This is a genomic window from Streptomyces sp. AK010, assembly GCF_014207295.1.
GTDB lineage: Bacteria > Actinomycetota > Actinomycetes > Streptomycetales > Streptomycetaceae > Streptomyces > Streptomyces massasporeus.
Map to the genome: position 1 here is coordinate 96,245 of NZ_JACHCX010000006.1, position 19,701 is coordinate 115,945.

The window sequence follows — 19,701 nt, forward strand, 5'->3', positions numbered from 1 at the left end:
CTGCAGGGGGCTGCCGACGGCGAGGCGTCCTCGCATCACAGGTCTCCGAACGTCATCCGGGCCACCCACTTGGTGTTCAGCACTCCGGGGGCCGCGGGCACGATGATCCGGGCCGGGTGGCCGTGGTCGGGGGACAGTTCCTCGCCGTTGACGTACAGGGCGAGCAGGGAACGCGGGTCGGCCACCTGGTTGGCGCGCAGGGCGGCCTTCCGGAAGGCTCCGTGGCGCTGGAGGGACTCGACGAACACGTCCGGCGGGTCGTCCTCGTACCCGACGAGGGCCGCGAGGTCGCGCAGCCGCACCCCGCGCCACCACTGGTCCGGCGTGGACCAGCCTTCCACGCAGGCGATGGGCAACGCCGAGCTGTACAAGGGCAGTACGGCGAGCTGGGCGCGGCTGAGACGGACCGTGCCCGTACGCCCTGTCACGACGAGACGCCAGGCGTCCTCGGCTGTTTCCGCCGTGCCGACCCCGGCGTACGCGGCGGTCTTGTTGATCTGGAAGCCGTTCGGGCCGCTGCCGGGGTCCCCGCCGCCGTGCGGGGCGAGGAGGGCGGTGCGCCGCAGCGGGCCGCCGAAATTCTGCCCCACGGTCGTGACGAACAGCAGCAGCGAGCCGCCCCCGACGAACCACAGGGCGCCCCGCCGGGAGACGGTCGGCTCGGCGGGGCGCGGGGAGACCAGATCGTCCTTCTCCTCGCGCAGCCGCCGCAGATTGCGCAGTGCCGTGGGCGTCTTCAGCAGCGCGTGGGCCACGAAGGCCGCGAAGAACACCCAGGCGCCGTAGAAGTGCAGGGGGTAGAACGAGCCGGGGAAGACGTAGTCGAGCTGGACGTTGAGGACGCCGGTGACGAACTGGAACAGTCCGCCGCCGACCAGCAGCAGCAGTGAGACCCGCTCCAGGGCGTGCGCGAGCGAGCGGGCCGGCGGCAGGGTGAACAGCCTCGGCACGACGGACCACAGCTTGGCGAGCAGGACGGGGATCAGGGTGATGCCGAGGGTGACGTGGACGCCCTGGTTCAGCCGGTACAGCCAGTGCGGGTCGGTCGGCCAGGCGAAGAGGTAGAAGCCGAGGATCCCCTTGTCCGGTGTCTTGTCGTTGACCGGCGAGAGGTTCGGGTTGTAGGCGGCGTACGAGAGAAGTCCCGTTACGAACAGCACCGTGATGCCGGCCAGGAGGACGAGGCCCAGCACCGAGGTGAACCGGGGGCCGCGCAGAGGACTGCGCCAGAAGCCGGGGGACGTGGGAAGCCGCGGATCGTGTGGATCGTCTCGCATGAGCCGACGGTAGGCCGCGAGAGCCCCGCGAAAGGGTGCGCGACCCATGACGAAACGCTGACATCGGGCCCGGTCGGCGGCCCGTGACCGGCCGCGCGGCCTAGCGTGCCGGTGTGATCCGCACCCTGCCCTCCCCCGCACGGACCCGCGAGTCCGAGCCTCCCGGCCGTCTGCGCCGCGACCTGTACGCCGCCGGGGCCGCCGCGGTGCTCGTGACGGTGGCCGTGGTGGCCGGCCGCCACATCGAGAACACCCGCGGGACGCTGTTCGTCGGCTGGCCCCCGCTCCTCGCCTGGTGGGGGCCCCACGTGGGCCCCGGCACCCCGGTGGCCGTGCTCGTGGCGGTCGCCGTCGTGGCGTACGGCCCCGTCCTCGCGGCCCGCCTGCCCTGGCGGGCCCTGTTGCCGGTGACCTGGGGTGCCTCGACGGCCTGGATCCTCTCCCTCGCGCTGATCGACGGCTGGGGCCGGGGCGTCGCGCGCAGGCTCACCACCCGCTACGAGTACCTCCAGGTCATCGACCGCTTCCACGACATCCCGGAAACGCTGCGGGACTTCACCCGGCACATCCTGCTCGACTCGCCCGACAACTGGCCCGCCCACATCGCCGGGCACCCACCCGGCGCCACCCTCACCTTCGTGCTGCTCGACCGGATCGGGCTACGGGGCGGGGGCTGGGCCGGGATGTGGTGCGTCACCGTCGGCGCGACGGCCTGTGTGGCCGTGCTGATCACGATCCGCGCCCTGTCCGACGAGGCACTGGCCCGCCGGGCGGCCCCCTTCCTCGTCCTGGCCCCGGCGGCCGTGTGGATGGGCACCTCGGCGGACGCGTACTTCGCGGCGGTGGCGGCGTGGGCGGTGGCCCTGCTCGCCCTGGCGGTCACCCGGAGATCGCCGGGGTGGGCGGGCGCGTCCGGGCTGCTGTTCGGCCTGACCTGCTACCTGTCGTACGGCCTGACCCTCGTCGCACTGATCGCGGCGGCGGTCCTGGTGCTCGGCCGTCACGGGGTCCGGGAGCGCCCGGCCCTGCTGGTGCCGCTGCTCGCCGGGCTGGCCGTGGTCCCCGCGGTGTTCACCCTCGCGGGCTTCGACTGGTGGGAGGCCTACCGTCTGCTGGTCACGCGCTACACCCAGGGCGCGGGCGGCATCCGCCCTTACGGCTACTGGGTGTGGGCCAACCTGGCCTGCACGGTGCTCATCACGGGGCTGGCAACGGCGGCGGGGCTGCGGAGGACAGGGGCCGTACTGGTCCGACGCCGTACCGCGCCCCGGGCGGGCGTCCGCCTCGCGTTCCTCGTGTCCGCCGCGCTCCTGGCCCTGCTGGTCGCCGACCTGTCCGGCATGAGCAAGGCGGAGACGGAACGCATCTGGCTCCCGTTCGCCCTGTGGCTGCTCCCGGCCTGCGCGTTCCTCACCCGGCCCCGCTCCTGGCTCACCGCCCAGGCGGTGCTCGCGCTGCTCCTCAACCATCTGCTGCTCACCGGGTGGTGACCTGGGCCGGAGGGTCTCGTCGGGGGCGTCAGGCGGCCGGGCCGACCGCGCCGGGACCACCGCCGGGGGCGGGGCGCAGGTAGGCGGTGATCTGCTTGCCGCGGCTGAGGGGCTTGACGGCGACCTCGCTGCTGACCGTGTGTACGACGTGCATGCCATGGCCGCCGAAGCGCTGCCCGTCGCGCTTCCTGACCACCGGCTGCTCGGTGGAGGTGTCCCACACCGTGATGGCGAGTTCGTCGCCGGAGAGCCGCAGCATCATCCCGCAGGGGCCGGGAGCGTGCCGGATCGCGTTGGTGACCAGTTCACTGACGACCAGTTCGGCGTCGATCGCCAGCGGGGCCGGCACGGGCGTGCGGCCGGTGCACGGTGCGTGCGCCAGGAACGCGTGCAGCGCCCGGCGCGCTTCGACGGCGCACGCTGCGCCGTCGTCCCAGACCGCGCCGCAGCGCAGCGGGACCTGCTCGTCCGTGCCCGGCTCATCTGCCGCCTGCTTCATAAGCGGGATGACCATATGGGGCTCTTTCGGTGTTGTTCGTGTTGCTCAGTGGCCTTTCGGACGTCGTTTACCCCGCTGCGGAGCGCCCATACTGCCGACGGCCCGCCGTTGTGATGTGCTCTGCGCCGCATGACCCGCAGCCGGGGGATGAACGACGGGGGCGGGCCGTCGACGTCTTCGTCAGGCCCTGTTGATACGGGCGGCGATTCCGTGCCCGAGCAGCAGATAGATTCCCGCGGGAAGTCCGTAATTGAGGACGACCCGCAATCCTTCTGTGTCCATGGTGAAAATGTCCTGCGCCCATCCGGAGAGCCAGTCGGCCGTTCCGTGCACGAATCCGACGAACGGATTCCCCTGATTGGCGTCGAGGAGATAGAGCACGATCCACAGCCCCAGAAGACCGGCCGCGATGTCGGCGATCGTGCAGAGCGTGAGGGCCGTCCGCCGTGCGGTGGCCTGGTTGCGGGCCGTGCGGTCCGGCGGCGGGGGCTGGTCGTAGGGCTGGTATGCGGAGGCCGGATCTGTACCGTTCACGTGAAATCCCATCTGCCGTGATGACGTGCCGACCCCCACGGGAGTTTCACCTGGAGTGGGATTCCGTTTCGGCCGGCCCTTTCTGCCCCCTACAGCGCCTTGCGATTGCCGCCGCGTTACACCCCGCCACCGGGAAGCGAAAATATCAGGCGTCAGGGCATCGGTGCGGACCTCGCCTCGGTGTCCGGGGCGGCCACCCTGGCGCCGGACGGCGACGTCATCGTCGTGGACAAGCTGCAGGACAAGGCGACCACCGCCGGCTCCGGGGTCACCTTCATCCCCAGTGTCTTCGGCCGTCCTCATCTGGTGGCGGTCCACGCGCCCGGCTGGCAGCCGGTGGTGCAGTACCCGGTGGCCGAGCCGGGTCCGCCGGAGCCGGTGCCGCTGGAGACGGTGCCGCTGCGGCTGGAGGCACTCGCCCATCCGGTACGGCTGCGGCTGCTGCGCACCCTGGCGCGCGGTCCCCGCACCACCGGCGAGCCGGCCCACGCCCGGGAGCTCACGCCTCCGGAGGTCTCCCGCCATCTCGCCGTGCCGCGCCACGCGGGCCTGCTCACGACCCGGCGGCACGGCCGCTACGTCCGCAACACCCTCGACCTGCCCGCGCTGTCGGCCCTGGGCACCGACCTGCTGACGGCCGTGCTGCGCCGAGCTGCTGCTCAGTGCTTCGTCACGAGGTCCCGGAGCGCGATGTTGAGCGCGAGGACGTTCACGCGGGGCTCGCCCATGAAGCCCAGGGTGCGGCCCTCGGTGTGGCGGTCGACGAGCCGCCGGACCTCGGTGACGGAGAGGTGGTTGCGTGCGGCGACCCGGTGGACCTGGAGGGCGGCGTACCGCGGGGAGATGTCGGGGTCGAGGCCGGAGCCGGAGGAGGTGACGGCGTCGGCGGGGACGTCGGCGGGGTTCACCCGGTAGCCGGCGGTGGAGTTGTCCTTCACCACCTCGGCCTTGGCCGCCCGCACCGACTCGACCAGTTTCCGGTTGTCGGCGGAGAGGTTGGTGGCGCCGGAGAGGATCAGTTTGTACTGCGTGTTGACGGTGTTCTCGCCCAGGCCGTTCGCGGGGCGGGGCTGGAAGTAGTCCAGGCTGTACCCCTGCTGTCCGATCAGGGACGAGCCGACGACCTGGCCGTCCGCCCGCACCTCGGAGCCGTTCGCCTTGCCGGGGAACAGTCCCTGGGCGATGCCGGTGACGGCCAGGGGGTAGAGGACGCCGGTCACCAGGGTCAGCACGAGGAGGGCGCGCAGGCCCGCCCCGAGCAACCGGGCGGTGTTCGTGACGGAGTTGTTCATGACGGTCAGCACGCTTTCGGAGGATTACAGCCCGGGGACGAGGGAGACGATCAGGTCGATGAGCTTGATGCCGAGGAAGGGCGCGATCAGCCCGCCGAGGCCGTAGACCGTGAGGTTGCGGCGGAGCAACTTGTCGGCGCTGAGCGGCCGGTAGCGCACGCCCTTCAGGGACAGCGGCACCAGCGCGACGATGATCAGCGCGTTGAAGACGACCGCCGACAGGATCGCGGAGGCGGGCGAGGACAGCCCCATGATGTTGAGCTTGTCCAGGCCCGGGTAGACCGCGGCGAACAGCGCCGGGATGATCGCGAAGTACTTGGCGACGTCGTTGGCGATGGAGAACGTCGTCAACGCACCCCGGGTGATGAGGAGTTGCTTGCCGATCTCGACGATCTCGATGAGCTTGGTCGGGTCGGAGTCGAGGTCGACCATGTTGCCGGCCTCCTTGGCGGCCGACGTGCCGGTGTTCATGGCCACGCCGACGTCCGCCTGGGCCAGCGCCGGGGCGTCGTTGGTGCCGTCGCCGGTCATCGCGACGAGCTTGCCGCCCGCCTGTTCGCGCTTGATGAGGGCCATCTTGTCCTCGGGGGTGGCCTCGGCGAGGAAGTCGTCGACACCGGCCTCCTCGGCGATGGCCCTGGCCGTCAGCGGGTTGTCGCCGGTGATCATGACGGTTCTGATGCCCATGCGGCGCAGTTCCGCGAACCGCTCCCGCATGCCGTCCTTCACGACGTCCTTGAGGTGGACGACACCGAGGACCCGGGCGCCGTCCGCGTCCTCGACGGCGACCAGCAGCGGGGTGCCGCCGGCCTCGGAGATCCGGGCGGCGAGGGCTTCGGCGTCCTCGGCCACGGCGCCGCCCCGCCCCTCGACCCAGGCGGTCACCGATGCCGTGGCGCCCTTGCGGACCTTGCGGCCGTCGGCGTCGACACCGGACATCCGGGTCTGCGCGGTGAAGGCGATCCACTCGGCGCCGGCGAGCTCCCGCCCGCGCAGACCGTACTTCTCCTTGGCCAGGACGACGACGGAACGGCCCTCGGGCGTCTCGTCGGCCAGCGACGACAGCTGGGCCGCGTCGGCGAGTTCCGCCTCGGTGACACCGTTCACCGGCACGAACGCGGCGGCCTGCCGATTGCCGAGGGTGATGGTGCCGGTCTTGTCGAGCAGCAGGGTGGAGACGTCACCGGCGGCCTCGACCGCGCGGCCGGACATCGCCAGGACGTTGCGCTGGACCAGGCGGTCCATGCCGGCGATGCCGATCGCGGAGAGCAACGCGCCGATGGTCGTGGGTATCAGGCACACCAGGAGCGCCACCAGCACGACCGTCGTCAGCCGGGTGCCGGCGTAGTGCGCCAGGGGCGGCAGGGTGGCGCAGGCGAGCAGGAAGACGGTCGTCAGCGAGGCGAGCAGGATGTTCAGCGCGATCTCGTTGGGCGTCTTCTGCCGTGCGGCGCCCTCGACGAGGCCGATCATCCGGTCGATGAAGGTCTCGCCCGGCTTGGTGGTGATGCGGACGACGATCCGGTCGGACAGCACCTTCGTACCGCCGGTGACGGCCGAACGGTCGCCTCCGGACTCCCTGATGACCGGGGCGGACTCGCCGGTGATGGCCGACTCGTCGACGGAGGCCACGCCCTCGACGACGTCCCCGTCGCCGGGGATGACGTCGCCCGCCTCGCAGACGACCAGGTCGCCGATCCGCAGTTCGGTGCCGGGGACGAGCGTGCCGTCGGTCCGGCGGGCCACGTTGTCCGTCTTGGCCTTGCGCAGCGTGTCGGCCTGCGCCTTGCCCCGGCCCTCGGCGACCGCCTCCGCCAGATTGGCGAAGACGACGGTCAGCCACAGCCAGGCGCTGATCGTCCAGCCGAACCAGTCGCCCGGGTCCGTGAAGGAGAACACAGTCGTCAGGACCGAGCCGGTCCACACCACGAACATGACGGGTGACTTGACCATGATCCGCGGGTCGAGCTTGCGGAACGCGTCCGGCAGCGACCGGAGCAGCTGACGGGGCTCGAACAGGCCCGTTCCGGCACGGCCCTCGGGGGTCTTGCGGCCCGTCGGCGCGTCCCGGTGGGGCGCCAGGGTGGGAGTGGACATGGAGTCCTCACGGGGTTCGGTGCGGGTGGTCATGACGCCAGCCCCTCGGCGAGCGGGCCGAGCGCCAGGGCCGGGAAGTACGTCAGTCCGGTGACGATCAGTACGGCGCCGACCAACAGGCCGGTGAAGAGCGGCTTCTCGGTGCGCAGGGTGCCCGCGGTGACCGGGACCGGCCGCTGCCCGGCGAGCGAGCCGGCCAGGGCCAGGACGAAGACCATGGGCAGGAAGCGGCCGAGCAGCATCGCGAGTGCGGTCGTGGTGTTGAACCAGTCGGTGTTCGCGTTCAGTCCGGCGAAGGCCGAGCCGTTGTTGTTGGCGGCGGAGGTGAAGGCGTAGAGGATCTCGGAGAAGCCGTGGGCGCCCGGGTTGAGCGTCGAGTGGGGCGGGGTGGGCAGGGCCACGGAGGCCGCGGTGAGGATCAGCACCAGGGCCGGGGTGACGAGGATGTAGCAGGCGGCGAGCTTCATCTCCCGCGCGCCGATCTTCTTGCCCAGGTACTCAGGGGTGCGGCCGACCATCAGGCCGGCGACGAACACCGCGATGACCGCGAGGATCAGCATGCCGTAGAGGCCGGATCCGGTGCCGCCGGGGGCGATCTCGCCCAGCATCATCGAGAGCATGGTGAGGCCGCCGCCGAGGCCGGTGAAGGAGGAGTGGAAGGAGTCGACCGCGCCGGTCGAGGTGAGGGTCGTCGACACCGCGAAGACGGAGGACGCACCGATGCCGAAGCGGGCCTCCTTGCCCTCCATCGCGCCGCCGGCGGCCTGCAGGGCCGGGCCGTGGTGGGCGAACTCCGTCCACATCATCAGGGCCACGAAGCCCAGCCAGATGGTGAACATCGTGGCGAGGATCGCGTGGCCCTGCCGCACGTTGCCGACGAGCACGCCGAAGGTGCGGGTGAGCGAGAAGGGGATGAGAAGGATCAGGAAGATCTCGAAGAGGTTGGAGAAGGGCGTCGGGTTCTCGAAGGGGTGGGCGGAGTTGGCGTTGAAGTAGCCGCCGCCGTTGGTGCCCAGCTCCTTGATGGCCTCCTGCGAGGCGACCGCGCCGCCGTTCCACTGCTGCGGGCCGCCCGTGAACTGGCCGACCTCGTGGATCCCGGAGAAGTTCTGGATCACGCCGCAGGCGACCAGCACGACGGCGGCGATCGCCGCGGCCGGCACCAGGATCCGCACGGTGCCGCGCACCAGGTCGGCCCAGAAGTTGCCGAGGTCGCCGGTGCGCGAGCAGGCGAAGCCCCGGACGAGGGCCACGGCGACGGCCATGCCGACGGCCGCGGAGAGGAAGTTCTGCACGGCGAGCCCGGCGGTCTGCACGACGTGTCCCATGGTCTGCTCGCCGTAGTACGACTGCCAGTTGGTGTTGGTCACGAACGACACGGCCGTGTTGAACGACTGCGCCGGGCCGACCGATGCGAAGCCGAGCGAGCCGGGCAGGACGCCCTGGAGCCGCATGAGCAGGTAGAGGAACAGCACGCCGACGACCGAGAGGGCGAGGACGCCGCGCAGGTACGCGGTCCAGGTCATCTGTGTGTCGGGGTCGGCGCCGATGGCCCGGTAGGCCCACCTCTCCACCCGCAGGTGCCGCTTCGAGGAGTACACGCGGGCCATGTAGGTGCCGACGGGGACGTACGCCAGTGCCAGCGCCGCCACGAGGGCGAGCAGCTGGAGGACGCCGGCGAGGACGGGACCCATCTCTTGTCTCAGAACCTCTCCGGGAAGATCAGGGCGAGGACGAGATAACCCAGCAGGGAGACGGCCACGACCAGGCCGACGACGTTCTCGGCGGTCACAGCTTCGTCACCCCCTTGGCGACGAGAGCCACCAGCGCGAAACCGGCGAGCACGGCGACGACGAAGGCCACATCGGCCATCGCGAACTCCTGTAGTGAGGTGCGGAGAAACGGACGCTTCGAGGAAAGCGCCCCGATGGCCGGATCGGACCGTTCGTTGACGGGTCCCTTACGGCGGGGGCCACGCCTTTGACGACCCCTTGACGCCCGTGATCCTTTCGACGCCTGTGATCCATCGGGAGGGCCTCGTCACCCGGGCAACGGCGTGAGGAGTTCCGCGCACCAGGTGAAGCTCGCCGTCCCCGCCTCGTGCGCGACGACGAATCCCGTGGCCGCCACCTCACGCCCCGGTCGACACGTCCCACACCAGCAGGTCGCCCCGGCGGTCGCCGCTGATCGCGAGACCCGGGGGTGCCTGACCGGCTCCGGCCTCAAGAGCGGCAGAGGGAGATCGGGGCCACATTTCCGGAGAGGGCAAGGTCACAGCCGTTCCCTCTGCTGCTCGTTCGTTAACGTGGCCTAACATCCGAGCATGACGGTCCTGCCTGACGACGGGCTTGAGCTGGCCGGCGAGTTCTCTGACGTGCCCCATGAGCAGTGGCAGCGCCTTGTGGCGGGTGTCCTGCGCAAATCGGGCAAGGACGTCGAGGGGGCCGCGGCCGAGGAAGCCCTGTCCACCGCGCTGGAGGACGGGTTGCGCACCCGCCCCCTCTACACCGCCCACGACTCCGCGCCCGAGCCGGGCCTGCCCGGGTTCGCCCCCTTTGTGCGCGGCGCCCGCGCCGAGGGGAACACGGTCGGCGGCTGGGACGTACGGCAACGGCACACGGTGGCCGACCGTGACGCGGTGCTCGGGGACCTGGAGAACGGCGTCACCTCCCTCTGGCTGACGGTCGGGGAGGGCGGCATCGCGGTGCCCGACCTCGGCCGGGTCCTCGACGGCGTGTACCTCGACCTGGCGCCCGTGGTCCTCGACGCGGGGCGCGACACCGAGCCCGCCGCGCGGGAGTTGCTGCGGGTGTACGAGGAGCGGGGTGTCGCCCGGAACGCGGCGCGCGGCAACCTGGGCGCGGATCCGCTCGGCCACGAGGCCCGTACCGGCCAGCGGTGCGACACCGCCCCGGCGGCGGAGCTCGCGCGGCTGTGCGCCGGGGAGTACCCGGGGCTGCGGGCGCTGACCGTGGACGCGCTGCCGTACCACGAGGCCGGTGGTTCGGCCGCCCAGGAGCTGGGCTGCTCGCTGGCCACCGGCGTGGCGTACCTGCGGGAGCTGTCCGGGGCCGGCCTGGACGTCGAACAGGCCTGTGCACAGCTGGAGTTCCGGTACGCGGCGACCGCCGACCAGTTCCTGACGATCGCCAGGCTGCGGGCCGCGCGCCGGCTGTGGGCCCGGGTGGCCGAGGTCTGCGGAGCGCCCCGGGCGGGGGCACAGCTCCAGCACGTCGTGACGTCGCCGGTGATGATGACGCGCCGCGACCCGTGGGTGAACATGCTGCGCGCCACGATCGCCACGCTGGCCGCCGGCGCGGGCGGGGCCGACGCGGTCACCGTGCTGCCCTTCGACCACGCCCTCGGCCTGCCGGACGCGTTCGCGCGCCGCATCGCCCGCAACACCTCCACGATCCTCATCGAGGAGTCGCACCTGGCCCGGGTGATCGACCCGGCGGGCGGCTCCTGGTACGTGGAGCGGCTGACGGACGAACTCGCCCACGCGGGATGGGAGTTCTTCCAGCGGATCGAGCGCCTGGGCGGCATGCCGGCCGCCCTGCGCTCGGGCGACCTGGAGCGGGATCTCGCCGAGACCTGGCAGACCCGCGCGGGTCTGCTGGCCAGGCGGCGCGAACCCATCACCGGTGTCAGCGAGTTCCCGTTCCTCGCGGAGAAGCCGGTGGTCCGCGCGAGCGCGCCCGAGCCGCTTCCCGGCGGCCTGCCGCGCGTACGGCGTGACGAGGCGTACGAGGCACTGCGTGCCCGCTCCGACGCCCACCTCGCGGCGACCGGCTCCCGGCCGCGGGTCTTCCTCGCCGCGCTGGGCCCGGCCGCGGCTCACACGGCGCGTCTCACCTTCGCCTCGAACCTCTTCCAGGCCGGCGGCATCGAGCCGGTCACGGAAGGCACCTTCGAGGAGAGCGGGGCGACGGAGGCCGTGCTGTGCTCCAGCGACGCGCTGTACGCGGAGCAGGCCGAGGCGGCCGTCCGGGACCTGAAGGCCGCCGGTGCCCGGCATGTGTTCCTCGCAGGCCGTCCCGGGGAGTACCCGGGTGTCGACGCGTACGTGTTCGCGGGCTGTGACGCCGTCGCCGTGCTGTCCGCCACCCTCGACCGCATGGGAGTTGTGTCCTGATGGGAATCCCCGACTTCTCCGGGATCGAGCTGGGCACTCCGGCCCCCGACGGCGGCGCCGACGAGTGGCGTACGGCGGTCAAGAACGCGTCCGGCGGGGACGACCTGCTCTGGGAGACCCCGGAGGGCATCGCCGTCAAGCCGCTCTACACCGGGCGTGACCTGGAGGGCCTGGACTTCCTGGACACGTACCCGGGAGCGGCGCCGTTCCTGCGCGGCCCGTACCCGACGATGTACGTCAACCAGCCCTGGACGATCCGCCAGTACGCCGGCTTCTCGACGGCCGAGGAGTCCAACGCCTTCTACCGGCGCAATCTCGCGGCCGGCCAGAAGGGCCTGTCGGTCGCCTTCGACCTGCCCACGCACCGCGGCTACGACAGCGACCACCCGCGCGTGACGGGTGACGTCGGCATGGCGGGCGTGGCCATCGACTCCATCTACGACATGCGGCAGCTGTTCGACGGCATCCCGCTGGACCAGATGACGGTGTCGATGACCATGAACGGCGCCGTGCTGCCGGTGCTGGCGCTGTACATCGTCGCCGCCGAGGAGCAGGGCGTACCGCCCGAGAAGCTGGCCGGAACCATTCAGAACGACATTCTGAAGGAGTTCATGGTCCGCAACACCTACATCTATCCGCCGAAGCCGTCGATGCGGATCATCTCCGACATCTTCGCCTACACCTCGCAGCGGATGCCGCGCTACAACTCCATCTCCATCTCCGGCTACCACATCCAGGAGGCGGGTGCGACGGCCGACCTGGAGCTGGCGTACACGCTCGCGGACGGGGTGGAGTACATCCGGGCGGGGCGTGAAGCGGGCCTGGACGTGGACGCGTTCGCGCCGCGGCTGTCGTTCTTCTGGGCCATCGGCATGAACTTCTTCATGGAGGTCGCCAAGCTGCGGGCGGCGCGCCTGCTGTGGGCGAAGCTGGTGAAGCAGTTCGACCCGCAGAACGCCAAGTCCCTCTCCCTGCGCACCCATTCGCAGACCTCGGGCTGGTCGCTGACCGCGCAGGACGTCTTCAACAACGTGACGCGCACGTGTGTCGAGGCCATGGCGGCGACGCAGGGCCACACGCAGTCGCTGCACACCAACGCCCTCGACGAGGCGCTCGCGCTGCCCACCGACTTCTCGGCGCGCATCGCCCGCAACACGCAGCTGCTGCTCCAGCAGGAGTCCGGCACGACCCGGGTGATCGACCCGTGGGGCGGCAGCGCGTACGTGGAGAAGCTGACGTACGACCTGGCCCGGCGGGCCTGGCAGCACATCGAGGAGGTCGAGGCCGCGGGCGGCATGGCCAAGGCCATCGACGCGGGCATCCCGAAGCTGCGCATCGAGGAGGCCGCGGCCCGCACGCAGGCCCGGATCGACTCGGGCCGTCAGCCGGTCGTCGGCGTCAACAAGTACCGGGTGGAGACCGACGAGCAGATCGACGTCCTGAAGGTCGACAACTCCTCCGTGCGGGCGCAGCAGATCGAGAAACTGCGCCGGCTGCGCGCGGAGCGGGACGAGCGGGCCTGCCAGGACGCGCTGGACGCGCTGACCCGGGCCGCCGGCGGCGAGGGCAACCTGCTGGAGCTGGCGGTGCACGCGGCCCGTGCGAAGGCCACGGTCGGGGAGATCTCCGACGCCCTGGAGAAGGTGTACGGCCGGCACGCGGGGCAGATCCGTACGATCTCCGGTGTGTACCGCAACGAAACCGGAGAGTCCCCGAGCGTGGACCGCACCCGCACCCTGGTGTCCGCCTTCGAGGAGGCCGAGGGCCGCCGCCCGCGCATCCTGGTCGCGAAGATGGGCCAGGACGGTCACGACCGCGGCCAGAAGGTGATCGCCACGGCCTTCGCCGACCTCGGTTTCGACGTGGACGTCGGCCCGCTGTTCCAGACGCCCGCCGAGGTCGCGCGGCAGGCCGTCGAGGCGGACGTGCACATCGTCGGCGTCTCCTCACTGGCGGCCGGTCACCTCACCCTGGTCCCGGCGCTGCGCGAGGCGCTGGCCGAGGAGGGCCGCGAGGACATCATGATCGTGGTCGGCGGGGTGATCCCGCCGCAGGACGTGCCGACGCTGCTGGAGATGGGCGCGGCGGCCGTGTTCCCGCCCGGGACGGTGATCCCGGACGCGGCCCACGACCTGGTGCGGCGGCTGTCGGACGGTCTCGGGCACGCCCTGTGATCGATGTCGACGCGTATGTGAAGGGTGTGCTCGACGGGAAGCGGGCGATCATCGCCCGCGCCATCACACTCGTCGAGTCGACCCGGCCGCAGCACCGGGCGCTGGCCCAGGAGCTGCTGACCGCGCTGCTGCCGCACAGTGGCCGGGCCCGGCGGATCGGCGTCAGCGGCGTGCCGGGCGTGGGCAAGTCGACGTTCATCGACGCGTTCGGCACGCTGCTGACCTCGCTCGGACACCGGGTGGCGGTGCTGGCCGTCGACCCGTCCTCCAGCCGGACGGGCGGTTCGATCCTGGGTGACAAGACCCGGATGGAGCGCCTGGCCGTGGACCCGGCGGCGTTTGTGCGCCCCTCCCCCACGGCGGGCACGCTGGGCGGGGTCGCGAAGGCCACCCGCGAGTCGATCGTGGTGATGGAGGCGGCCGGCTACGACGTGGTCCTGGTGGAGACGGTCGGTGTCGGCCAGTCCGAGACCGCCGTCGCGAACATGGTCGACACCTTCCTGCTGCTCACCCTCGCGCGCACGGGCGACCAGCTCCAGGGCATCAAGAAGGGCGTACTGGAACTCGCCGACGTGATCGCCGTCAACAAGGCGGACGGGCCGCACGAGCGCGACGCCCGCGCTGCCGCGAGGGAACTGGCGGGCGCGCTGCGCCTGATGCACGGCAAGGACGCGTTCTGGACCCCGCCGGTGCTGCACTGCAGCGCCCGCGAGTCGAGCGGCCTGGACACGGTGTGGGAGCGCCTGGAGCAGCACCGCACCCTGCTGGACTCCACCGGCCGCCTCACCGCGAAGCGGCGCGACCAGCAGGTCGACTGGACCTGGACCATGGTCCGCGACGAACTCCTCGGCCGCCTCCAGGCCGACCCGGCGGTACGGGCGCTGGCGCCGGTGCTGGAACAGCGGGTCCGGGAGGGCGAGCTCACCCCGACGCTGGCCGCGGAGCGGATCCTCGGTGCGCTCGGGGGTTCCGAGACAGCGGGTCCCTGAGCCCTGAGCAGCCGGGACGGCGATTTCGCATACCCAGCTTGCATGACTATGCAAAGTGAGACATACTCTTTCTATGTCCAAGGTCCTCACCTCCCTGCCCGCCGGCGAACGCGTCGGCATCGCCTTCTCGGGCGGTCTCGACACCTCCGTCGCGGTCGCGTGGATGCGCGACAAGGGCGCCGTCCCGTGCACCTACACCGCCGACATCGGCCAGTACGACGAGCCCGACATCGCCTCGGTGCCCGGCCGCGCCAAGACGTACGGGGCCGAGATCGCGCGTCTGGTCGACTGCCGTGCCGCGCTCGTCGAGGAGGGCCTGGCCGCACTGACCTGCGGCGCGTTCCACATCCGCTCGGGCGGGCGGGCGTACTTCAACACCACCCCGCTGGGCCGCGCCGTCACCGGCACGCTCCTGGTGCGGGCCATGCTCGAGGACGACGTCCAGATCTGGGGCGACGGCTCGACCTTCAAGGGCAACGACATCGAGCGGTTCTACCGCTACGGCCTGCTCGCCAACCCCCACCTGCGCATCTACAAGCCCTGGCTGGACGCGGCCTTCGTGACGGAGCTCGGCGGCCGCAGGGAGATGTCCGAGTGGCTGCTCGCGCACGGGCTGCCCTACCGGGACAGCACGGAGAAGGCGTACTCCACGGACGCCAACATCTGGGGCGCCACGCACGAGGCCAAGACCCTGGAGCACCTGGACACCGGCGTCGAGACCGTCGAGCCGATCATGGGCGTCCGGTTCTGGGACCCGTCGGTCGAGATCGCCGCCGAGGACGTGACGATCGGCTTCGCCGAGGGCCGTCCGGTGTCGATCAACGGCAAGGAGTTCGCCTCCCCCGTCGATCTGGTCATGGAGGCCAACGCCGTCGGCGGCCGGCACGGCCTGGGCATGTCGGACCAGATCGAGAACCGGATCATCGAGGCCAAGAGCCGCGGCATCTACGAGGCCCCGGGCATGGCCCTGCTGCACGCCGCCTACGAGCGCCTCGTCAACGCGATCCACAACGAGGACACCCTCGCCCAGTACCACGCCGAGGGCCGGCGCCTCGGCCGGCTGATGTACGAGGGCCGCTGGCTGGACCCGCAGGCGCTGATGATCCGCGAGTCGCTCCAGCGCTGGGTCGGCGCCGCCGTCACCGGCGAGGTGACGCTGCGGCTGCGGCGCGGTGAGGACTACTCGATCCTCGACACCACGGGCCCGGCGTTCAGCTACCACCCGGACAAGCTGTCCATGGAGCGCACCGAGGACTCCGCGTTCGGCCCGGTGGACCGGATCGGCCAGCTCACCATGCGCAACCTCGACATCGCCGACTCCCGCGCCAAGCTGGAGCAGTACGCCGGCATCGGCCTGATCGGCACCGGCAGCCCCACCATCGGCGCCTCCCAGGCCGCCGCGACCGGGCTGATCGGCACCATGCCGGAGCTGCCGCAGGGCGGCGCCGAGGCCATCGCCTCCCGGGGCGAAGTCTCCGAGGAGGACGCGTGGCTGGACCGCGCGGCGATGGAGTCCGGCACGGACTGACCCCGCTGCACCGCCGCGAGGCCGGCCCGACATCGCGTCGGGCCGGCCTCGACGCACGCGCCGCCCGCGCGGCGAACGCGCCTGTCCTGTGAGGCCCTCGCTACCCGCTCAGTGCCGAGGCGTTCTCGGTGGACGCCTCTTCGGGCAGGCACCCTTCGACCCCGAACTCCTGCCCTGTGCCGAAGGCGTCGACCCGCTCGGAGGCGCTTCCGTGGTCCCCTTCCTTCGTCCGGGGGGTCTGGTCGGCGTCCCGGACGAGGGCCCTGTGCAGCTCGTCGACGTCCCCCGAGTCGAAGACGACCGTTGCGTCCTGGGCGGCACCCTCGAGTTCGGCGCCGGCCAGGCAGTCCGCCTGCAACTCACCGTCGGCCGTCTGCGGTTCGGCGTCCAGGCGGTTCTGTATCGCATGGCCCCACCCCCCGACTGTGCTTCTGTCTTTCATCGCCTACCCGGAGGTCGGGTGTGGCGACGTTCATTGGAACCCGAGGATCGGGCGGGGCATCGGGCTCAGCGCGACGTGCCGGCCATCTCCCGGACCGGTGCGTCCAGGGAGTCCAGACCGCGCAGGATGTCCTCCACGCGCTGCCTGGCGTCGCCGAACAGCATCTGGGTGTTCTCGCGGAAGAACAGCGGGTTCTGCACGCCCGCGTAGCCGGCGGCCATGGAGCGCTTGAAGACGATCACGTTGGCCGCCTCCCAGACGTGCAGGACCGGCATCCCGGCGATGGGGCTGGAGGGGTTGTCGGTCGCGGCCGGGTTGACCGTGTCGTTGGCGCCGATGACCAGGACGACCGAGGTGGCGGCGAAGTCGTCGTTGATCTCGTCCATCTCCAGGACGATGTCATAGGGCACGTTGGCCTCGGCGAGCAGCACGTTCATGTGCCCGGGCAGCCGGCCCGCGACGGGGTGGATGCCGAAGCGCACCTCCACACCCCGGTCGCGCAGCTTGCGCGCCAACTCGGCGACCGGGTACTGGGCCTGGGCGACGGCCATGCCGTAACCGGGCGTGATGATGACCGAGGTGGCGTCGCGGAGCAGTTCGGCGGTCTCCTCGGCGTTGATCTCCCGGTGCTCGCCGTGCTCGTCGTCGTCGGCGGCGGCGGCCGGGGTCCCGAAGCCGCCCGCGATCACCGAAATGAAGGAGCGGTTCATCGCCTTGCACATGATGTACGACAGGTAGGCACCGGAGGAGCCGACCAGCGCACCGGTGACGATGAGCAGGTTGTTGGCGAGCAGGAAGCCCGAAGCGGCGGCGGCCCAGCCGGAGTAGCTGTTGAGCATGGAGACCACCACCGGCATGTCGCCGCCGCCGATCGAGGCGACCAGGTGCGCGCCGAGGGCGAGCGCGATCACGGTGACCGCGATGAGCAGGCCCATGCCCGGGCGGACCACGAACGCGATGGTCAGCCCCACGAAGGCGACCAGCGCACCGATGTTGAGGACGTGCTTGCCGGGCAGCGTGAGCGGGCGGGAGTTGATGCGCGCCGAGAGCTTCAGGTACGCGACGACGGAACCGGTGAAGGTGACGGCGCCGATGAACACCCCGATGAACACCTCGGCGTGATGGATGCCCAGCAGCGAGCCCGAGAGTTCGGCGTCGACGTCGAGGTAGCCGTTCCAGCCGACGAACGCGGCGGCCAGGCCCACGAGGCTGTGCATGATGGCGATCAGCTCCGGCATGCCGGTCATCTCCACCACCCGGGCCCGCCACAGGCCGATGCCCGCGCCGAGGGCCGTGGCGACGACGATCAGCACGAGGCCGCTCGCGGTGATGCTGCGGGAGGCGAGCCCGACCGTGGCGGCCAGGGCGACGACCATGCCCGCGATGCCCCAGACGACTCCCGACCGGGACGTCTTGTGCTGGGAGAGGCCGGCGAGGCTGAGGATGAACAGCAGCGCCGCGACGACGTAGGCGGCCTGGGCGGCCGTGTCTGTGGTCATCCCTGATCAGCCCTTCGAGAACATGCCGAGCATGCGGCGGGTCACGGCGAATCCGCCGAAGATGTTGATGCTCGCCAGCAGGATCGCGGCGAACGACAGCACGGTGACGGCGGTGTCCCCGTGTCCGATCTGCAGCAGCGCGCCGACCACGACGATGCCGGAGATGGCGTTGGTGACCGACATCAGCGGGGTGTGCAGCGCGTGGTGCACATTGCCGATGACGTAGAAGCCGATCACGATCGCCAGGACGAACACCGTGAAGTGGCCGAGGAGTTCGCTCGGCGAGAGGGCCGTCACCAGGAACAGCGCGAGTGCTCCCACGCCGACCAGGGCGTAGGAGGACCAGGCCGGGCGGGCGGACTTCGCCGGTGTCTCGGCAGGGGCGGGTTCCGGCTCCTTCGCCGCGCCCGGAGCGGGTGCGGCGGACACCTGGACCGGGGGCGGCGGCCAGGTCTTCTCGCCCTCGCGGACCACGGTGATCGAGCGCTGCACCACGTCGTCGAAGTCGAGGACGAGCCGGCCGTCCTTGCCGGGCGTGAGCAGCTTCAGCAGGTTGACGATGTTCGTGCCGTACAACTGCGAGGCCTGGGCGGGGAGCCGGCCGGGCAGGTCGGTGTAGCCGATGATCGTCACGTCGTTGTCGGTGACGACGGCCTTCCCGGCGACCGTGCCCTCGACGTTGCCGCCCTGGGAGGCCGCCATGTCGACGATCACGCTGCCGGGCTTCATGCGCGCCACGTCCTCGGCGGTGATCAGCCTCGGCGCCGGGCGGCCCGGGATGAGGGCGGTCGTGATGATGATGTCGACGTCGGCGGCCTGCTCGGCGTACAACTGCGCGGCGAGCCTGTTGTAGTCGTCCGAGGTGGCCTTGGCGTAGCCGTCGGTGCTCACCTCCTGCTCGGCGGTCACCGCCAGGAACTCGCCGCCCAGGGACCGCACCTGCTCGGCCACTTCGGGCCGCGGGTCGGTGGCGCGGACGACCGCGCCCAGGCTGCGGGCCGCGCCGACCGCCGCGAGTCCCGCCACTCCGGCCCCGGCCACCAGCACCTTGGCGGGCGGCACCTTGCCGGCGGCGGTGACCTGGCCGGTGAAGAAGCGCCCGAAGGCGTGCGCGGCCTCGACCACGGCACGGTACCCGGCGATGTTCGCCATCGAGCTGAGGACGTCCAGGGACTGCGCGCGCGAGATCCGCGGCACGGCGTCCATGGCGAGCACGGTGATCGGACGGCGTGCCAGTTCCTCGACCAGTTCGGGGTTGAGGGCCGGGCTGATCAGCGCGATCAGCGTCGCCCCGTCGCGCAGCCGGCCGATCTCCTCGCTCGAGGGGGCGTTGACCTTCAGCAGGATGTCCGCCTGCCACGGGTCGCCGAGCCGGGCTCCGGCCTCCTCGTAGGCCGCGTCGGAGAAGCGGGACGAGGCTCCCGCTCCCGGTTCGACCGTCACGTCGTACCCGAGCGCGACGAGTCTCCCCACGGTGGCCGGCGTCGCCGCCACCCTGGTCTCGCCCGCAGTGGATTCGGCCGGTATGCCGATCCCCTGGGGTTGCGGTTCCGCTGGGACCATCGTCTGCCTCTCCCGTCGTTCGACTGCCTGTCCTCCTTGGTGCCCGCATCCTGCACGTTCGACGCGGCATCCGTGGCGGACCGTCGTCACATGGCCGAGGAGGTCGTCCTCACACCTCCGAGGGGTTGCCGAACGGCGTGTTCGGGGGTATCAGTGTGCCGCGCGGGGCGGAAAAGTCCTGT

The 19,701-nt window shown here is 71.3% G+C and carries 15 protein-coding genes and 1 pseudogene; 6 read left to right on the forward strand and 10 right to left on the reverse strand.

What is annotated here, in order from left to right; translation table 11 throughout:
* Positions 1 to 35: 35 nt before the first annotated feature.
* The gene (locus tag HDC93_RS13825; RefSeq protein WP_185010597.1) at positions 36 to 1,277 is read right to left on the reverse strand and encodes a molybdopterin-dependent oxidoreductase; all 1,242 of its coding nucleotides are present in this window, start codon (positions 1,275 to 1,277) and stop codon (positions 36 to 38) included.
* Between the two features lie 116 nt (positions 1,278 to 1,393).
* Between HDC93_RS13825 and HDC93_RS13830 the strand changes: the two genes are divergently transcribed.
* Positions 1,394 to 2,767 carry a hypothetical protein gene (locus tag HDC93_RS13830; protein WP_311774551.1) on the forward strand — a complete coding sequence of 458 codons (1,374 nt, stop codon included), beginning with the start codon at positions 1,394 to 1,396 and terminating at the stop codon, positions 2,765 to 2,767.
* A gap of 28 nt (positions 2,768 to 2,795) precedes the next feature.
* Here HDC93_RS13830 and HDC93_RS13835 read toward each other — a convergent pair whose 3' ends face one another.
* Both HDC93_RS13835 and HDC93_RS13840 read right to left on the reverse strand, forming a co-directional pair.
* A complete protein-coding gene (locus tag HDC93_RS13835) occupies positions 2,796 to 3,281 on the reverse strand; it encodes an ATP-binding protein (RefSeq protein WP_185010599.1) in 486 nt (161 codons plus the stop codon).
* Positions 3,282 to 3,446: 165 nt separating this feature from the next.
* Complete coding sequence (locus tag HDC93_RS13840; RefSeq protein ID WP_185011051.1) at positions 3,447 to 3,800, reverse strand: hypothetical protein; 354 nt, start codon at positions 3,798 to 3,800, stop codon at positions 3,447 to 3,449.
* 51 nt (positions 3,801 to 3,851) lie between these two features.
* Between HDC93_RS13840 and HDC93_RS13845 the strand changes: the two are divergent.
* Positions 3,852 to 4,448 (forward strand): annotated as a pseudogene (locus HDC93_RS13845) (DUF5937 family protein); the annotation flags it as partial.
* Positions 4,449 to 4,459: 11 nt separating this feature from the next.
* Here HDC93_RS13845 and HDC93_RS13850 read toward each other — a convergent pair.
* From HDC93_RS13850 to kdpF, 4 genes are read right to left on the reverse strand one after another with little or no spacing between them, the layout of a single operon-like run.
* Positions 4,460 to 5,092: a potassium-transporting ATPase subunit C gene (locus HDC93_RS13850; RefSeq protein ID WP_185011053.1), complete on the reverse strand. Its 633-nt coding sequence runs from the start codon at positions 5,090 to 5,092 to the stop codon at positions 4,460 to 4,462.
* Between the two features lie 24 nt (positions 5,093 to 5,116).
* A complete protein-coding gene (gene kdpB, locus HDC93_RS13855; protein WP_185010602.1) occupies positions 5,117 to 7,222 on the reverse strand; it encodes a potassium-transporting ATPase subunit KdpB in 2,106 nt (701 codons plus the stop codon).
* On the reverse strand, positions 7,219 to 8,883 hold the full coding sequence (gene kdpA, locus HDC93_RS13860) for a potassium-transporting ATPase subunit KdpA (RefSeq protein WP_185010604.1): 1,665 nt from the start codon (positions 8,881 to 8,883) through the stop codon (positions 7,219 to 7,221). Before kdpA ends, kdpB begins: the two co-directional genes overlap by 4 nt.
* Positions 8,884 to 8,891: 8 nt before the next feature.
* Positions 8,892 to 8,981 (reverse strand): K(+)-transporting ATPase subunit F, encoded by a 90-nt coding sequence (kdpF, locus tag HDC93_RS13865; protein ID WP_037672136.1) that lies wholly within the window; start codon positions 8,979 to 8,981, stop codon positions 8,892 to 8,894.
* A 531-nt stretch (positions 8,982 to 9,512) separates the two neighbouring features.
* Between kdpF and HDC93_RS13870 the strand changes: the two genes are divergently transcribed.
* The 4 genes from HDC93_RS13870 (at position 9,513) to argG (ending at position 16,015) form a co-directional block, all read left to right on the forward strand.
* The gene (locus HDC93_RS13870) at positions 9,513 to 11,324 is read left to right on the forward strand and encodes a methylmalonyl-CoA mutase family protein (RefSeq protein WP_185010606.1); all 1,812 of its coding nucleotides are present in this window, start codon (positions 9,513 to 9,515) and stop codon (positions 11,322 to 11,324) included.
* Entirely contained in the window at positions 11,324 to 13,498 is a 2,175-nt protein-coding gene (gene scpA / locus HDC93_RS13875) for a methylmalonyl-CoA mutase (protein WP_185010608.1), read from the forward strand. The genes HDC93_RS13870 and scpA overlap by 1 nt, the downstream gene beginning before the upstream one ends.
* Positions 13,495 to 14,487 (forward strand): methylmalonyl Co-A mutase-associated GTPase MeaB, encoded by a 993-nt coding sequence (gene meaB / locus HDC93_RS13880; RefSeq protein ID WP_185010610.1) that lies wholly within the window; start codon positions 13,495 to 13,497, stop codon positions 14,485 to 14,487. The genes scpA and meaB overlap by 4 nt, the downstream gene beginning before the upstream one ends.
* A 73-nt stretch (positions 14,488 to 14,560) precedes the next feature.
* Complete coding sequence (gene argG / locus HDC93_RS13885) at positions 14,561 to 16,015, forward strand: argininosuccinate synthase (RefSeq protein WP_185010612.1); 1,455 nt, start codon at positions 14,561 to 14,563, stop codon at positions 16,013 to 16,015.
* A 100-nt stretch (positions 16,016 to 16,115) separates the two neighbouring features.
* Here the strand turns inward: argG and HDC93_RS13890 are convergent, their stop codons facing one another.
* The 3 genes from HDC93_RS13890 to HDC93_RS13900 form a co-directional block, all read right to left on the reverse strand.
* On the reverse strand, positions 16,116 to 16,457 hold the full coding sequence (locus HDC93_RS13890) for a hypothetical protein (protein WP_185010614.1): 342 nt from the start codon (positions 16,455 to 16,457) through the stop codon (positions 16,116 to 16,118).
* A gap of 65 nt (positions 16,458 to 16,522) precedes the next feature.
* Positions 16,523 to 17,956, reverse strand: coding sequence for a Re/Si-specific NAD(P)(+) transhydrogenase subunit beta (gene pntB, locus HDC93_RS13895; RefSeq protein WP_185010616.1), 1,434 nt, complete (start codon positions 17,954 to 17,956; stop codon positions 16,523 to 16,525).
* Positions 17,957 to 17,962: 6 nt separating this feature from the next.
* Complete coding sequence (locus HDC93_RS13900; protein ID WP_185010619.1) at positions 17,963 to 19,519, reverse strand: Re/Si-specific NAD(P)(+) transhydrogenase subunit alpha; 1,557 nt, start codon at positions 19,517 to 19,519, stop codon at positions 17,963 to 17,965.
* Positions 19,520 to 19,701 lie beyond the last annotated feature (182 nt).

Coding starts and splice junctions, on each gene's coding strand:
- HDC93_RS13825 (WP_185010597.1), bottom strand. CDS start 1,277: ATGCGAGACGATCCACACGATCCGCGGCTTCCCACGTCCCCCGGCTTC.
- HDC93_RS13835 (WP_185010599.1), bottom strand. CDS start 3,281: ATGGTCATCCCGCTTATGAAGCAGGCGGCAGATGAGCCGGGCACGGAC.
- HDC93_RS13850 (WP_185011053.1), bottom strand. CDS start 5,092: ATGAACAACTCCGTCACGAACACCGCCCGGTTGCTCGGGGCGGGCCTG.
- kdpB (WP_185010602.1), bottom strand. CDS start 7,222: ATGACCACCCGCACCGAACCCCGTGAGGACTCCATGTCCACTCCCACC.
- kdpA (WP_185010604.1), bottom strand. CDS start 8,883: ATGGGTCCCGTCCTCGCCGGCGTCCTCCAGCTGCTCGCCCTCGTGGCG.
- HDC93_RS13870 (WP_185010606.1), top strand. CDS start 9,513: ATGACGGTCCTGCCTGACGACGGGCTTGAGCTGGCCGGCGAGTTCTCT.
- scpA (WP_185010608.1), top strand. CDS start 11,324: ATGGGAATCCCCGACTTCTCCGGGATCGAGCTGGGCACTCCGGCCCCC.
- argG (WP_185010612.1), top strand. CDS start 14,561: ATGTCCAAGGTCCTCACCTCCCTGCCCGCCGGCGAACGCGTCGGCATC.
- HDC93_RS13890 (WP_185010614.1), bottom strand. CDS start 16,457: ATGAAAGACAGAAGCACAGTCGGGGGGTGGGGCCATGCGATACAGAAC.
- pntB (WP_185010616.1), bottom strand. CDS start 17,956: ATGACCACAGACACGGCCGCCCAGGCCGCCTACGTCGTCGCGGCGCTG.
- HDC93_RS13900 (WP_185010619.1), bottom strand. CDS start 19,519: ATGGTCCCAGCGGAACCGCAACCCCAGGGGATCGGCATACCGGCCGAA.